Genomic DNA, 14620 nt, shown 5'->3' with positions numbered 1-14620 from the left:
ATAATAGGGTGTTTATGGGTATTAGAGGACTTCGACTTCGAAGGTTAAAATTTTAGCATAATTGGGATTTGCCTTGTCATAAATTTTAAACTTTACGGTACCGTTTCCTGTTTTATTTTCAGGAATTACATGAATGGCAATAAATCCCTGCTGGTCTGCATTGAGTTTATTAAAAGCAGAACCTTTTGGGATCCCGATCTGGCAGGCTCCGTGCTGGCACATCGAACAATCCCATTCTTTGGGAAAAGTATTCGATACCGTTTCCCAAACCAGATAAATGGGTTTATTGGATACGTTTTCGACTTTGATTTTAGAAATATCCAGTCGTTTATTTTTGAGTACACTCTCTTTATTGGTTGCATTGCCCACGACCGAAAAAGTGGGTTTACTTTGTGCAAACGAGACCGAAAAAGAAAGCAGCATAAGGAGATAAAAAAGTATTGTTTTCATGGTTATGGGGTTTAAATATTAATAAAAGACCGGAATCACAGCTTTGTAAACTGCCTTTTTAGAAACGGGATCTGTAAATTGATAACTTATGAGTTCCTTGTCCGGAACATTTTCTAAAAAAACAAGTAATTCAAGGCTTTCGCCAGCATGAAGCTGTATGTTGTATCCTTCGGGCAATACCCTTAAACTGGTTTCTTTTCCTGAGATTAACTGAAGTTTTGCCTTTGATGGAAATCTTATTTCATGAAGGTATAATCCTGAATTGACCAAACGAAGAAGCACGGTTTCTTTTTTGCCGGCTATCGATTGTAAACCTTTGTTTTTGAGGACTGCTTTGCCATTAATCTGAAAATAAACCGGTTTGTAATCCGGAAGTATTATGGGTTTGTTGCCAGCGTCGTATTCTGTGCCCATAATGGCGTCTGTGTGCCATTTTGGGTCTATTTCGTAGCTACACCACAATACTTCGGCAGACGGTTTTACTGCCATAGTATCATGTTCTTTTGGGCGTATAAGGATTATGCCAAACATGCCTGCCTGAAGGTTGAAAGGATAATTTTCCGGACTATAGTACAGATATGTTCCTGCTTTTTTGGCCTGAAAGGAATAAAAACCGTGTTCCATGTGATGAACCGGTTCTTTTTTGTTCATGATTTCGTTTTCTTTATTCCGTTGCACAAATTCAATTTCTTTGCAATACAAAGAGACGGGATTGCCCTGAGAGATATTCCAGAAATCGATAGCGACCTCATCTCCTTCGCGAACATCGATAGGATATCCCGGTAAAGTAATTTGTCCCGAAAGCGAGCCGGCAAAACCAAATGTCCTGATTGTTACATCGTTTTTGACCCACAATTTTCCTGTTGTTCTGCCAATGATCAATCGCTCATTTTGAGAAAACAAAAAAGGGGTAACGAATAATAGAAAAACGACGAGCCGGATTTTATGATACGCTTTCATTTCTAAACTCAAATTACTCAATATCAGTTTGTTTGATATTGCAATTCAAATGTAGAGCTATTGTAAATCACACAACAGCGTATAAATACGTGTTTTTGTAGTAAAAAACTGAAACAGTGATGATGGAAGGTGAAATTATGGACGCGGATTTTACGGATTCGCTATCGCGAAGACGCGGATTATTACGGATTTTTTTGTAAACTTATAAATCCTGACGGTACAATTTCTCCCTGATTTGAATTAGGGTTTGGATGGCTTTTGCTTCATCTGGTTTTTCCGGTAAAGATGATGTTGTATAATGCTTTTCGATGGAAGTGATTAAATCGTCTGCCATTTCGAGTAAAACATCGTATTCTTTGTTTCCGGCTTTTATGTCTAACAATTCTTCGCGATTGGGAACTCTGATGTTTAGTTTTCCGGTGGACAGTATGTTATTAGCGGTTTGCAGCAGCCGAATGGTGTGCATCATGTTTTTACTGTCGTAATTCCTGCCGTGTTGCTGATTGGTGTTATAACGGTCTTCGTTGCGTTTGTCGATCCAGTTCCAGTAATCGGTGTATTCTTTGCAGTATGTAGAATAACCGTCCTGATTGCAGGATAAATACCCCACCAGCTTTTCGCCTTTTGGAATCGACGAAACCGAAACTTCATTCGAGGTTTCTTTTTGAATGATCCCTTTGTAGCCTAAACTTTTATTTTCGTCATAAAACAAAGCAAACATGCCTTTTGAATTGGGAATATTGACCAACCCAAATTGTTCTTGTTTCAGCTTATTTTCGGTTAAAAAACTATTGACCGATACGGTTTCATAACCTTTTAAGACAGCACAAAAATCCAACAGGCTCTTTTTTTCCTTTGGCATTGGGTTTACGATTTTCTTGTTTAATCCTCTCGCCTTTTTGATTTGCGTAACGGCATAACCGGCAAAAGAATCTTTGCAGAGTTTCGATAGAAAATCTTCTATTTTTAATTGCTCCATTAACGGATGTTGGTACAAAATACAATCCTTTGGCGAAGCCAGAATTTCGAGGATGTTGGGATTATTTTTGATAAGCAATTCTACAAAACGGCCAATTTCGTAATAGACCTCATCGTTGGTTTCATTACTGATTTGCGGAATATATTCTAACCCAAAGAATTTTTCTTTTGGCAGATAATAAACGCCTTTAATATCGGTATCTGATGTTGGTGTATTTAACCCAAAAGATTTACTTCCGGAAATGGCTTCAAAAAGGATCAGGTTTTGGGATTTTAGGTCTTGAATGGTCATGGTTTGTAAAATTGTTTTGTAAGGTAAAAAACGATGTCGATAAAAAATAAAGTTCCCTGAAAAGTCAAAACATTTTCGTCATGAAGATCTTCGGGAATAATTCCTAATTCGGGATTAAAATAATCATTATTTCTAGTGTTACCAAAACTGTTTGAGGCCAGAAAATATTTTACGTTTTCTGATGCTGTATCACGATCAGATTCAACAAACTTCTGCTCTCATAAAAACCAATTAACGGATCGGCAGTATCCGGGAAAAATAATTATTTAATACTAAATTATTCAAATAATCTTCCTACGTTTCATAATAAATACTATTGTTTAGTTTTATTACTTTGTGCTTTTTTTGAAGATAAACTTTTTGCTCTGCTCCCATATAAAGATTTTAATATTCTTATTTACCTGGCAAAACAACGCGCTCGCCCAAGTTCTGCAAAAATAGCTCTTTAATTAAAGTAAGAAAAAGCATATATTTACATTGCGTAAAATAACACCTAAAATTGTATTGTACCAAATCAAACGTGTTTGTTACGGATCACTATTTTTTTAAAATTTTTTAAATACCTTTGAATTATGAGCACAGAAACCAGACCCAGAAATATTGGCCGAAATATCAGCCGAATAAGAGAACTTCGCGGCATGAAACAAGGAGCACTTGCTGATGCCATTGGCACAAGCCAGCAGACTATTTCCAGCATTGAAACCAGCGAAACTGTCGATTTTGAAAAATTGGTACAAATTGCAAAAGCTCTTGGCGTAACAGTAGAAGCTATTGAAAATTTTACAGAAGAATCTGTTTTTAATTTCTTTAATAACTTTTACGATAATAGTGCTAATAATGGTGCTCAGGGAAACACAACTAATAATCATTGTAATTTCAATCCTCTTGATAAAGTGGTGGAGCTTTACGAACGTTTGGTTCAGGTTGAAAGAGAAAAGGTTGAATTTATGGAAAAATTGATGAAAGGGAAATAATATTCCTGATAAAGGATTTCTTATAATAAAAATGCGCCAGGTGATTTGCGCATTTTTTTGTTTTTTATAGACATTACCGCTACAAAACCGGAAGGTTTCGCAGTTGAAAGATTCAACGGAATATTAAAGAAGAATTAATTCATTGTCCTTTTTATTTTTTGTAGAACGAATAGAGTTGATCTGCTTTGTTTATAACACTTCCTAAATCTTTGTTCCTCAGGTTCTCTTCGATTTCGGTTGTTGTTTTTGAAGTTCCTTTTACGGCCAGATATTTTAGAAACCAGTATGAATACTCATTTATAGGATCTATTTCATCGATTTTAAACTCTGAAATTTTTTTATTTAATTTATTAAATTCAAAGTTATACGCCATATCATACAGTTTATACAGATCTAATTTTTGTTTCTGTTTAGCAAAATCTTTGTCTTTTTTATCTAATGTTATTTTGTAATCATTAAGATAGGCCCTCGATGTGTTTACTATTTTCTTTTTTACGTTGGGGTCTACCAGTAAAGAATAATCATAATATTTCTGGGCAATTTTGATTGTAGTCCCAAAGTTTTTAGCTTTATAGTAATTCATTAAATCTGTGGATAAAAACTCCGTAGATAAATTTAATTTTTCTATTTCAGATTTCAGATTTTGAACATTTTGATATCCTAAAACATTATGAACCACTTTTCCATTGGCATCTATAATTAGGATATTTGGAATTCCGTTTACGCCATATTTACTGGCTAATTCTCTATTGGCATCGATATCTATTTTTAGCTTTACAAATCCCTGCAGTGTTTCTTCGAGCTGGTCATCGTTCCATACATTTTTGTCCATTTCCAGACATGGGCCGCACCAGGTTGCCCAGAAATCAATAATAATAAATCTGTTGGTAGTTAATGCCATTTTTTGGGCATCTTCGTACGAAGTAAGCCAGCTGGCATGACTGATTTGAAAGGAAAACAGGATTAGTAGTATGATGTATTTTTTCATGGCATATAGTTTTGTTTAGTTGAGATAAATATAATACAAAACTTACATATAAAGATGTTAGTTTAGATAAATTGTTACTTTAATGCCTCTTATACTTATATTACAATCATAATTTAATCCTCTTGATCCAGTTGTGGAGCTTTACAAACGTTTGGTTCTGGCTGAAAAAGGAAAGGTTGAGTATTTATAGAAGTTGATGAAAGGGAAATAATATTTTTGATAAGAGAATTTTATATATATAAAAATGCGCAAAATCTATTTTGAATTTGAGCATTATTTTTATTGAAATTGTTACTGAGAAGTAGGAAGACGTCGCAGAGCGGGTTATTAATCTAATCATGTAGATATTTGCAGTTTTTTTAGTTCTTTTAGGATTGAGTCTTTCGATAATCCAATATTAATTTTAAGAGCAATTTTATAACTAAACATAAAAAAATAACTACTTTTGCTATCAAATGAGTCAATCTAATTACATAAAAGATATTGCTAAATACGGTCTTGAAAATGATCAGGAGAAACTATTATCTGTACTTAACGAATTAATTGAGCATTCAAAAAATACCAAAAAATTAAATTTCGCCATTCAACTTCAATCTATATTAAAAGATTCAATAAGATTACAAAGGAATAATAACTTGACAAAAGTTGGCTCTGATTCTTATTTTAATCGAATAGAAGATAAGGAAGTAGGTGATTTAATTTTAGAGAAACTTACATCTGATTACAGATTAAATAACATTATAGCAGACAAAGATGTCATTGATAATTTAAATCATTTCATTGAAGAACATCATAAATCAGAAGTTTTAAGAAAATTCGGTTTACCTATAGCAAATAAATTATTACTACATGGACCTTCGGGTTGTGGCAAAACTTTAGCATCATATGTAGTTGCGGGAGAACTTGAAAAAATGATGGTTGTAGTTAATCTTGGTGCAATTGTTTCTTCAAAATTGGGTGAAACAAGTAAAAATTTATCTAAAATATTCCGTAAAGCAGCAGCTGAAGATTGTATAATTTTCATTGATGAATTTGACTCTTTAGGAAAAATTAGAGATTATAGTCAAGATCATGGAGAAATGAAAAGAGTTGTAAATACAATTTTACAATTATTTGATTATCTACCTCAAAGTACTATAGTTATTGCTGCAACTAATCAAAAAGAGATGCTTGATGATGCACTATTAAGAAGATTTGACTTTTCGATTGGATTTAATTTACCTACAGAAAAAGAAATAAAAGAATTAATTTCGTTAACTCTAAAAAATGGTAATTTTACTTTTGATAACAAAGCAAAAGCAAATGCTATAATAAAAAAATCACTTGGACTTTCTTATTTCAGTATTCAAAAAACTTTAGTTACTGCAATTAAAAGAAGTCTATTCGCAATAGAAAACCCAGAATTAACACTAAATGCAAAAATTAATACTTCTGTTTGGCAAAATTTAATTGAGATAGAAAAAAAATCGATGAGTATTTAATAATTTTCTGCTTCAAGATCTAAATCATTAATTACATCTAAGGAATTAATAAGCTGCATTTCTTCATATAATCTATTTGAAGTTTTATTTTTATACGGAAGCTCTTCTATTGTTGTAACTAATGAAAACTTTACTGGTACGTTAAGCAATCTTTCTTTTTCAATAGAATCTAAAAGTTTATGCAACTTAGAATTTATTGCAATTTTCACCTTTATATTTCCATCTGTATCAATATTTTTTTTCAGAAATTTAAGCGTTAACCTAAATTTAACTTTTTGGGAATTACTTAATACTTTAGGTTTATAATAATAATCTTGTGACCAAGAATTCTTTAATTTAATATTTTCCATTTTATTATAGTTAATACCTAAAGACTGAGCAGGTAATCCATTTAATGTTTTTAATATTTTACCATTTCTATCTCTTTTATAATCTTCCAACGGTATATTATCGAAAAAACCAAATGCCATATGTATTGGACAGTAGGTAAATTGGCTTTTATTTAAAGGTAAAAAGCTAAAACATAAAGTTGAAGTAAATTCTAATATTGATTGAGAATTCATCAAACCTAACAAATAGTTAGGCAATTTTAGAGAAAAACTTTTAATCGTTTCAGGCTCTATCTCATCTTCTAAAATAAATGTTATCTTGTCTGTCGAAGAATTTATTGCAAATTCTTCATTAGGAAAACCGTTTCCAATGATTGAGTTTTTTATACTTTCTATTTCAGGATTTCTTTCATCAGTTTCAGAAGAATTAATTATCAATGCTTTTATTGTTTGTATATTCTTTGATAACTCAGGATATTTTTTAAGTATTCTTGCCGCTAAATTTGCTACAAAAGGAGCTGAATAACTCGTACCTATTTCTTTACTAAAAAAAGATCCTCTTTCTGTTGTTAAAACTTTTAAACCAGTTTTATTAATATCCATCCAATTATCATAATCGCCACCATGAGAAATCACATCTGGCTTAAATAATAGCTTATTTGTTCTTTTATGATTTATGTTTCCTTTTATATCTTTAAAAATTTTCACATCCCAATTTATATGAAATGTTCTACTATAAATAGCAGGAACTAAACCTAAAGGAGTAATTCTATCAATTTCATTATCTTCTAAATTTGATGCAAAAGCTCCAACCGTCAAATTATTCATGCTTTCTGCCGGACTGCAAAGATTAGTATCTTCAGACAAAAAATGCAATGGAAATAGAGATTTATTAGTAATGGAATCTAAAAAATATTGTGACTCTCGAACGTTTGAAATTGAAATAAAAACGAGTATATTAAGCTCATGTGATAATTTATCTAATGCAAATGCATAGCTAGATATGCGCTCATTATATTTCTTACAATCATTATATCCGATTGTAAGGGTAAAAATTTGGACATTATATTCTAATTTTGCTTTTCTAATTAATTCTATAACTTCACTTTCAAATATTTGACCAGAGTTATTATCCAATGTTTTAATACTTAAAAGTTTTGCATCAGCTTCAAAATTTCCCAAATGGTTTGGATACAATTTATCTCCTAAAGCAGCAATAGTTGCAACTGCAGTACCATGGTCAACATTATCAATAAATGAAGACGTATTTGTAAGATTATAAGATGCGTCATTAATTATTATAGTATTGAGTGGAGATTTATTTTCTATTCCTGTATCTATAATACCAATAATTGGCAAATTAACATCACTATTTATAATTTCAAAACCATATGATTTTTCTGTTAAATTATAAATATTAGGCCTAACAAAACCTGAACTATAGGAATTAACAGATTGTATAACATCAAAATTATCAACTATTTCTATAATTGTTTCCTCATCAACCTTAATTACTTCAATAATATTAAGTTCTACATTATTCTTGAACTCAATATGATTTTCATCAAGATATTTAATCAATCTATTTTCTATTTTATTTTTAATTGAATCGAGCTCCAATGAGTCAATTAAGTTTATTATCAAATGATTTTTAAAAGTTTTACAATCAATTATTAAATCTCTAGATAAAAAATCAAAGTCCTTAATGAATTTTACATTGAGATCATATTCAGGATTATTATGATCATCTGTGTTTATAAAAACTTCTAATTGTTTTATAAAATTGTCAAATCTCTGATAATTAGAAATAGCAAAAATAGCTTTTGTATTCCAATCAAAATAAGCAATTATATCAAGCCCGAAGGTAGATCTATAAATATTTTCAAATTTAGATGAATCAAAAATATCATGGAAAGTAACTGTTATTAATTCAATTACCTCAGGAACAGCAATTGTTTTTCTTACTGCTCTATCTTTTCTTTTCTTATTAAAACTTCTTAATGATAGTATAAAATCTTCAGTTTTTGGCGTATAATCTTTTTCTATCTCAATATTTTCCTCTTCCATTTCAGAAGAATTTGGATTATAGCGAGATTTCTGCTTAAAAACCACTACACCCTCTTGAGGATTTTTAAAATAAAGATGTTCCTTTTTCATATTTTTTTTTAAGCTCTGCTTTCTATCTAAAAAAAACAATTCTAATTTCTTTTTTCATGTTTTTTAGTGTTGTAAATTACTAAAAATTTTCTGATTAAATAAAACCTCTTCTAATAAAAAAATAGCCAACGTTTTTAAATGTAAATACTTTTTATGTCCCGTTTTGTATTAAAAATTACCTCTATCAAATGTGCATAAAATTCTATTAATTATTTTATGGTTTTCCATAATCTTATAATTATAATAGTTTAACATTCTTCGTCTTCAAATATAAATAAACAAGAAGCCTTTAAACCCAGTAAAAACACCTGATTTAAAAGCCGTTTTTTTGCCGCTAAGGCGCTAGGACGCAAAGTTTTTTAATCTTTGTACTTTGCCCGTAAATAATCAATAATCTTCATTATCAGGCGGAGCAGTTTTATTGCGAGTTGTGATTTCCCAATTCTCTTTTTGATATGGGTTATCTATTTTATCAATTTGAACTAAAAACCTCAATTGCCCTTTGCGGTTGTCATCTTTATCAATTAAAACTCTAAATCCGTATCCTTTTATCTTTTCGATATATTCGTTGTCTAAAGGATTGTTCTGATAATAGTTTATTGCCACATTAATTTCTTTTGAAAACTGAGTATTCCCAGCCAAAAATTCTAATAATTGTAAAGCAGTTTCTTTTTTAAATTCAGTATCATTTATTTTATCCGGTTCTACTTTATAAAACGTATTAAACTCTAATATTAAATTATCACAGCCCCCTACACTTGCATTAATTAGGGTATCATTGTTTTTATATATTTCTTCGATAGTTTCGGTATAATTATGCATTTCGATACTTCTGGTACGTTTTTCAACTCCGGGAATATCATTAAAAATAGTTTTCGATTTTAATTTTGCCAATTTACAGCTTGACAAATACGATTCTTCATATAGATTACCATTCTTGTATATAAATGATAATGAAGTCGATTTTAAATCTTCTACCGAACTTGAATACGTTCTGAAATTTTGTGTTACCTTAATTTTAAATTTATTACCAACAAAATTTGCTTCGTCAATTATATTATATGAAAAAGGGGCATATCCCAGAATACTATGAGATTCTTTCTCCTTAATTTCATCTTTCATAATATAGAAAATAAAATCTCGATTTGTGTTTGCATTTCCTCCCAACATTCCTTCAGATGATCTGCTAACTACATAATCTGTGATTCCGTCATTATTAAAATCTCCTTTTTCAAAAATTGAAAATGAAACTGTATAAGGATCGCCATCATTTGCAAACGAAACGTAATAAGGCGATTCGGATATTTGCATTTCCTTATATTTTTGTTCGCCAATTTCTTCATTAATAAGCCTTTTTAAAAATTTACTTTCTATTTCGGTCAGAATTACTTTTTCTTCTTCTGGTTCTACAGCCGAAACCGTGTCTTTTGTACTTTTTTTATGCACTGCTTTTATTTCTTTTTTACATGAAAATGCTAAGAAAATAAAGGCAAGAAGAATTATTTTATTACTATGAAAGTATACTGATTTAAAGGTCATAAATGAATCTGTTTTTTATCTGTTAAAAATTTTAAATTTAATTGATTTTTTGGCATTTATTATTTGCAACACAGCTTCAAATTAACAAATAAAAAACCACAAACTCACAAGATAAATTTGCAAATTTGTGGCAAAAACTAATTAAATTTTAATTCTAAATCCCAAAAAAGCTTTCAGAATTCCTAGTAGTTTCCTCCGCAACCACAATTCCCGAAACCCCTTTAAACTGCGCCACAGTTGCTGCAACAAAAGGCAGAAAAGCAGGTTCGCAACGGCTTTCGTGGTTTTTTCATCAAATCTATTTTAGGATTTTATCATTCGGGCAAAAAATAAATCCAACTCCTCATTTATCTTATTCCCACTTCCCAACTTACTGGCATTCTCCTGATTAAATTGTACTGTTTTCAATAAAAAATCAGTTATTAAAGTTTCTTTTGGGTGCAGGTATTTTTCGTTCTGGCTGGCTTTTATTTGTTGTAACTCTATTATTTTATCTTGTACGTTTTGTGGTGCGATTGGCAATAAATCAGCAAAAGCAACAGGCGGAAACGAATTGTTTTCGACAATCCATTTTCCGGCTAAAGCGGTGCGTAAGGCGTAGAAATAACTTTTTAGTTTTACTTCTTCCCTTTCGCAGACTTCCATGAAATTTTTTGTCGTTCCTAAATAGTGGTGTAAAACCGCTATGGGCGAAAAACATTCTGTGGCTATGTCCTGCATTTGTTTTGCAAAGGCATCGTTCTGGTAATACACCACAGGCGAAAACAACCACTCGATCAAAGGTGCGTTAGATTTTGCTAATAATTTTACAGATTTTCGTAAGTCCCAACCGGAACCGTCGAGATCGTCCTGGGTCATGAATTCGATCACGTCTGGTTTTTCCCAAAGCGAGAGATAATACCCGGGTTTGTGTTTGTAGATAAAACGAATATCGTAATCACTGTCCGGCGAGGCAAATCCCCAGGCTCGACTTCCTGATTCTACGGCAAAAAGTATTTCTACGTCGTTTTGTAGTGCTATTTCGTTTAACTTTTTTAGTATTTTTTCTTTCATGGTGGTTTTCAAATATAAATAAACAGGGGACTTTTGAACCAAGTACAAACATGTGTTTTTATGGGGAGAGTTTTTTTTCTTTTGTGATACGATTGGGGTTACTGGGTGTTTTTTAATCGCGCAAAGCCGCAAAGTTTTCAAGCTCCTTTGTTAACCTGTGTACCTTTGAACCTCTGAACCTTTGAACCTAAAAAAAAAAAAAAGGTGTGCATGGACTCGAACCTGCAACCGCTTGCTTGATGGGCAAGAGCTCTTCCAATTGAGCTAACACCTTTTTTGTATTTGCCGAAAAGGTACTAAGCCGCAAAGTTTTTTTATTTTGACTTTTCAACCTCTGAACCTTTGAGCCTCTGAACCTCTGAACCTTTGAATGAACCTCCAAAAAAAAAGGTGTGCTGGGACTCGAACCTGCATCCTCTCCCTGTGCGTGGGAACGCTCTTCCAATTGAGCTAACACCTTAGCAGGATAGTTGGGACTCGAACCCAAAACTTATTCCAAGCCGCAATTGTTTGTCCAGTTAAACTACTATCCTGTTTTTACCATGGAGAAACTTTGTAATTTTTCAACAAGACCCCAAATATACTTTTTCCTTTGATTCCCTGCACTATCGGATCGAAAATTCTGCTGGCGCCATCTACAGAATCCAAAGGCGGAATATAGCCTTCTTCGAATTGTCTTTTTCGCAGGCTTTCTTTGGCCCCGGTCGAAATCCAGCCAACATCGACGCTGGTCATAAAAATCGAATCTACCGCAAATTCTTTGGCAGAAGTGAGCGTCATCATGTTCAGTGCTGCCTTGGTCATATTGGTATGCGGGTGAAAAATGGTTTTGTTGCTATAACTAAAAATCCCCTCGGACGATGTGACATTTACAATAAAACGTTCTTTAAAAACTGAATTTAAAAACAATGGTTTTAATTCTTTTATTAAAAAATACGGCGCAATCTGGTTGATCAAATTGACCTCAACCAATTCGTACATACTGATTTCTTCGAGAGTCGAATTCCAGCTTGTTTTTTCGCGGTCGTCAACGGGTTGTCCAAAACGGGTCAGCGCAATTTCGGTTTTTTCTTCTACACCATATTCCAGTGCTTTGATCTCTTTTGTAACCGGGGTTTGATTCTCAATTAACATCGCATTTGATTTAAATGTTATCCCCAATTGATTTTCTTTTTTAAGTAACGGCACATAATATTCATCTGGATATTTTATGGTTTGTGCGGCGTTGTTGATCAAAATATCCAGGCTCCCGAATTTCGATTTATAAAATGACACAAACTCTTTTATTGCATTTAGGTTTCTCAGGTCTAAACCGTAAACAATCAGGTTTTCTTTCCATTGCTCAAAATCATCTTCCTGACGGAATTGTTCTAACGCCAAAGCCGGAAAACGGGTTGTAAGCACTACAGTGGCATTGTTGCGCAACAATCGTAAAGCCGTTGCAAAACCTACTTTTACACGACCGCCGGTTAAAATCACGTTTCGGCCTTTTAAATCAATATGCTGAAAACGTTTTTCATAGTTTTCTTCGGCACAGACCGGACAAAGCCGGGTATAAAAACTATGCGCCAGTTTGTACGACTGATTACAGCAATAACAGTTTTTAGGCAGGTTTAATGGCGTAAACTGCTGTTTGTCCTGATTTTCTTTTTCCGAAAACAAGGTTTCTCCGTTTAGGGCTTTTGTTACCAGTTCGGCATTCAGGCTTGTTTGAAGATCTTCCTGTTTTTTGGAAGTATAACTGCTGCTTCGGATATTTTTTTTGGCGTTTTTGTGAATCTTCGTAATCAAACCCGCAAACAAATTGTTATCGGGATTTTCGAACGGATCTTCTTTCAGGGTTTTTAAAACCTTTATACACGTTTTCCATTCTTCATCACTAAAAGCATACTTACTGTTTTCTTCCATTTTATTCGTCTAAAAAATCTTCTAAAAATCCTATGAACCGTTTTCCATCAGCAGACCAGCGCATTCCTTGTCCGTTTTCGAGCCTTACTTCGTAGACCAGATCGTGTTTGTAATGGAAAAATATATTCCACCATGTTTTATTGTCCAGGAAATAATGTGCCAGTTTTTCTGCCAGTATGCGTTTCTCGTTACGGTTTCCTTTTATCGCTCCAAGCACACTCTGATGGTCTTTTGTTCTGCCAACATGCTTTTCCCACGCTCTTTCGACAATCGAAATTTTGTTGTTAAAAGGTTGAAAACAGCTTTCTAACAGTATTGCTTTTTCAGGAGGAATTCCTGTTTCGTCACGTCTGCTTGCCGAAGTTAACCTTTGTCCGAGAATTAGCAAAATAATTTCGAAAGGGGTTTCTTCCAGAGCTTTAATGAGATTTGGTTTCAATTGCTCTGAATTGCTTTCAAAAGCATTCAAAACCGCTTCAAAGTAAAACATACAGTCCCAAATCGAAACTCTAATTTCATCTTTAAAATAAGGCTTTCTTACTATTTCAGGTTTTTGATTGTGAAAGAAAATCAGGTTTTCTGAAAAAAGATACAGGTTATCATTTGTCAAAAACAAGGCATATTTTGTTTTCCATTCTTTATTCAGATTGGGAATTATTGACTTTAATACATTAAACAACAGAATTGGATTCATTTTTTTACCGGTGAAATGTCCCAATGGGAGATATTTCCTGAATTATACATTTTTTCAATCAAAGAATAAACTACCAGTCTGTTTTAGAGCAGATGATAGTTTCCTTTATGTTTAATTGTGCCAAAACATAGTGCATTAAATTAAAATTGGCTTTACTATAATCTAAAATCCAGGCATCAGAAGTTATGGCAATTAAATCACTTTCGGCCATTACCTTATCCGGATTATTGACAAGTTCGACTTTCCAGTCATAATGGTTTTCTAATGCCATTTCTTCGATCATTTGTTTCAGTCTGCCACTATTCGAAACCGGTTTATCAAATAACCAATAGGCCGTTTTAATTTTTTCTTTTATAAAAAAATCACCTACAATTTCAATAGCCTGAGCCGTTTGCTTTACTTTTTTGTACGTTCCGTAAACGCTTGACAAATCTCTGATAAAACCGTCTAATCCTCTAAAAACATAAGCATTTGACAAGATACTTTCTAACAAAATCAGCACATTAAAACCGTCGATAATAATTTCTTTTCCCGCCAGATTGTGGCTTTCAGTTTCTTTTGATTTTCGGTTCTCAATCTGACTTTGCGAAGCACTCATACCCCGAACGGCTTGCTGCTGACGGGAATTTAACCGATACCGGTTTCCAACTAGAACCAATGTGGCTTTTTCGCCATAACCTCTGCTCAGAAAATAATGCATATCGGCAACTGCTTCTTTTAGTTTTTCCTGCATTTTTGAAGCACCGAATAAAACATCGTCGCTGGCTTCTTTTCCTCTGTTTTTAAGATTTGTCATTTTGTTTGAAATATAAAAGAT

At 32.7% G+C, this 14620-nt stretch carries 14 protein-coding genes, 3 tRNA genes and 1 pseudogene; 3 read left to right on the top strand and 15 right to left on the bottom strand.

The window, feature by feature from the left end:
• Positions 1-21 precede the first annotated feature (21 nt).
• From ACHRWY_RS18245 to ACHRWY_RS18225, 5 genes are all read right to left on the bottom strand, one after another.
• Positions 22-450, bottom strand: a complete 429-nt coding sequence (locus ACHRWY_RS18245) for a hypothetical protein (protein WP_395356586.1) — start codon at positions 448-450, stop codon at positions 22-24.
• 18 nt (positions 451-468) lie between these two features.
• Positions 469-1431 carry a multicopper oxidase domain-containing protein gene (locus ACHRWY_RS18240; protein ID WP_395356584.1) on the bottom strand — a complete coding sequence of 321 codons (963 nt, stop codon included), beginning with the start codon at positions 1429-1431 and terminating at the stop codon, positions 469-471.
• 181 nt (positions 1432-1612) lie between these two features.
• Positions 1613-2680 (bottom strand): DNA polymerase beta superfamily protein, encoded by a 1068-nt coding sequence (locus tag ACHRWY_RS18235; RefSeq protein ID WP_395356582.1) that lies wholly within the window; start codon positions 2678-2680, stop codon positions 1613-1615.
• Entirely contained in the window at positions 2677-2841 is a 165-nt protein-coding gene (locus tag ACHRWY_RS18230; RefSeq protein ID WP_395356726.1) for a hypothetical protein, read from the bottom strand. Before ACHRWY_RS18230 ends, ACHRWY_RS18235 begins: the two co-directional genes overlap by 4 nt.
• A 133-nt stretch (positions 2842-2974) precedes the next feature.
• Positions 2975-3055 carry a hypothetical protein gene (locus ACHRWY_RS18225; RefSeq protein ID WP_395356725.1) on the bottom strand — a complete coding sequence of 27 codons (81 nt, stop codon included), beginning with the start codon at positions 3053-3055 and terminating at the stop codon, positions 2975-2977.
• A gap of 197 nt (positions 3056-3252) precedes the next feature.
• Between ACHRWY_RS18225 and ACHRWY_RS18220 the strand changes: the two genes are divergently transcribed.
• Positions 3253-3654 (top strand): helix-turn-helix domain-containing protein, encoded by a 402-nt coding sequence (locus tag ACHRWY_RS18220; RefSeq protein WP_395356581.1) that lies wholly within the window; start codon positions 3253-3255, stop codon positions 3652-3654.
• Positions 3655-3805: 151 nt separating this feature from the next.
• Here the strand turns inward: ACHRWY_RS18220 and ACHRWY_RS18215 are convergent, their stop codons facing one another.
• Positions 3806-4642, bottom strand: coding sequence for a thioredoxin family protein (locus ACHRWY_RS18215; RefSeq protein WP_395356579.1), 837 nt, complete (start codon positions 4640-4642; stop codon positions 3806-3808).
• A gap of 112 nt (positions 4643-4754) precedes the next feature.
• Between ACHRWY_RS18215 and ACHRWY_RS18210 the strand changes: the two are divergent.
• Together ACHRWY_RS18210 and ACHRWY_RS18205 are read left to right on the top strand one after the other, a co-directional pair.
• Positions 4755-4832: pseudogene (locus ACHRWY_RS18210) on the top strand (transcriptional regulator); the annotation flags it as partial.
• A gap of 265 nt (positions 4833-5097) precedes the next feature.
• Positions 5098-6123, top strand: a complete 1026-nt coding sequence (locus tag ACHRWY_RS18205; protein ID WP_395356577.1) for an AAA family ATPase — start codon at positions 5098-5100, stop codon at positions 6121-6123.
• Here the strand turns inward: ACHRWY_RS18205 and ACHRWY_RS18200 are convergent.
• The 9 genes from ACHRWY_RS18200 to ACHRWY_RS18160 form a co-directional block, all read right to left on the bottom strand.
• Complete coding sequence (locus ACHRWY_RS18200; protein ID WP_395356575.1) at positions 6120-8609, bottom strand: S8 family peptidase; 2490 nt, start codon at positions 8607-8609, stop codon at positions 6120-6122. The genes ACHRWY_RS18205 and ACHRWY_RS18200 overlap by 4 nt on opposite strands.
• A 387-nt stretch (positions 8610-8996) precedes the next feature.
• Positions 8997-10148 (bottom strand): hypothetical protein, encoded by a 1152-nt coding sequence (locus ACHRWY_RS18195; RefSeq protein WP_395356574.1) that lies wholly within the window; start codon positions 10146-10148, stop codon positions 8997-8999.
• Between the two features lie 303 nt (positions 10149-10451).
• On the bottom strand, positions 10452-11201 hold the full coding sequence (locus tag ACHRWY_RS18190) for a DNA polymerase beta superfamily protein (protein WP_395356572.1): 750 nt from the start codon (positions 11199-11201) through the stop codon (positions 10452-10454).
• A gap of 200 nt (positions 11202-11401) precedes the next feature.
• Positions 11402-11475 (bottom strand) — tRNA-Asp (locus ACHRWY_RS18185).
• 112 nt (positions 11476-11587) lie between these two features.
• A tRNA-Cys gene (locus tag ACHRWY_RS18180) sits at positions 11588-11661 on the bottom strand.
• 2 nt (positions 11662-11663) lie between these two features.
• Positions 11664-11734 (bottom strand) — tRNA-OTHER (locus tag ACHRWY_RS18175).
• 4 nt (positions 11735-11738) lie between these two features.
• A complete protein-coding gene (locus ACHRWY_RS18170; RefSeq protein WP_395356570.1) occupies positions 11739-13109 on the bottom strand; it encodes an SDR family NAD(P)-dependent oxidoreductase in 1371 nt (456 codons plus the stop codon).
• 1 nt (position 13110) lies between these two features.
• Positions 13111-13803, bottom strand: coding sequence for a hypothetical protein (locus ACHRWY_RS18165; protein WP_395356569.1), 693 nt, complete (start codon positions 13801-13803; stop codon positions 13111-13113).
• A 70-nt stretch (positions 13804-13873) separates the two neighbouring features.
• The gene (locus ACHRWY_RS18160; protein WP_395356567.1) at positions 13874-14599 is read right to left on the bottom strand and encodes a DUF434 domain-containing protein; all 726 of its coding nucleotides are present in this window, start codon (positions 14597-14599) and stop codon (positions 13874-13876) included.
• Between the last annotated feature and the right edge of the window lie 21 nt (positions 14600-14620).

It is taken from the genome of Flavobacterium sp. FlaQc-48 (genome assembly GCF_044007335.1).
GTDB lineage: Bacteria > Bacteroidota > Bacteroidia > Flavobacteriales > Flavobacteriaceae > Flavobacterium.
Note: the sequence above shows the minus strand (reverse complement) of the source record. Positions and strands in the feature narration are given on the sequence as shown.

Coding starts and splice junctions, on each gene's coding strand:
- ACHRWY_RS18245 (WP_395356586.1), bottom strand. CDS start 450: ATGAAAACAATACTTTTTTATCTCCTTATGCTGCTTTCTTTTTCGGTC.
- ACHRWY_RS18235 (WP_395356582.1), bottom strand. CDS start 2,680: ATGACCATTCAAGACCTAAAATCCCAAAACCTGATCCTTTTTGAAGCC.
- ACHRWY_RS18225 (WP_395356725.1), bottom strand. CDS start 3,055: ATGGGAGCAGAGCAAAAAGTTTATCTTCAAAAAAAGCACAAAGTAATA.
- ACHRWY_RS18220 (WP_395356581.1), top strand. CDS start 3,253: ATGAGCACAGAAACCAGACCCAGAAATATTGGCCGAAATATCAGCCGA.
- ACHRWY_RS18215 (WP_395356579.1), bottom strand. CDS start 4,642: ATGAAAAAATACATCATACTACTAATCCTGTTTTCCTTTCAAATCAGT.
- ACHRWY_RS18205 (WP_395356577.1), top strand. CDS start 5,098: ATGAGTCAATCTAATTACATAAAAGATATTGCTAAATACGGTCTTGAA.
- ACHRWY_RS18200 (WP_395356575.1), bottom strand. CDS start 8,609: ATGAAAAAGGAACATCTTTATTTTAAAAATCCTCAAGAGGGTGTAGTG.
- ACHRWY_RS18195 (WP_395356574.1), bottom strand. CDS start 10,148: ATGACCTTTAAATCAGTATACTTTCATAGTAATAAAATAATTCTTCTT.
- ACHRWY_RS18190 (WP_395356572.1), bottom strand. CDS start 11,201: ATGAAAGAAAAAATACTAAAAAAGTTAAACGAAATAGCACTACAAAAC.
- ACHRWY_RS18170 (WP_395356570.1), bottom strand. CDS start 13,109: ATGGAAGAAAACAGTAAGTATGCTTTTAGTGATGAAGAATGGAAAACG.
- ACHRWY_RS18165 (WP_395356569.1), bottom strand. CDS start 13,803: ATGAATCCAATTCTGTTGTTTAATGTATTAAAGTCAATAATTCCCAAT.
- ACHRWY_RS18160 (WP_395356567.1), bottom strand. CDS start 14,599: ATGACAAATCTTAAAAACAGAGGAAAAGAAGCCAGCGACGATGTTTTA.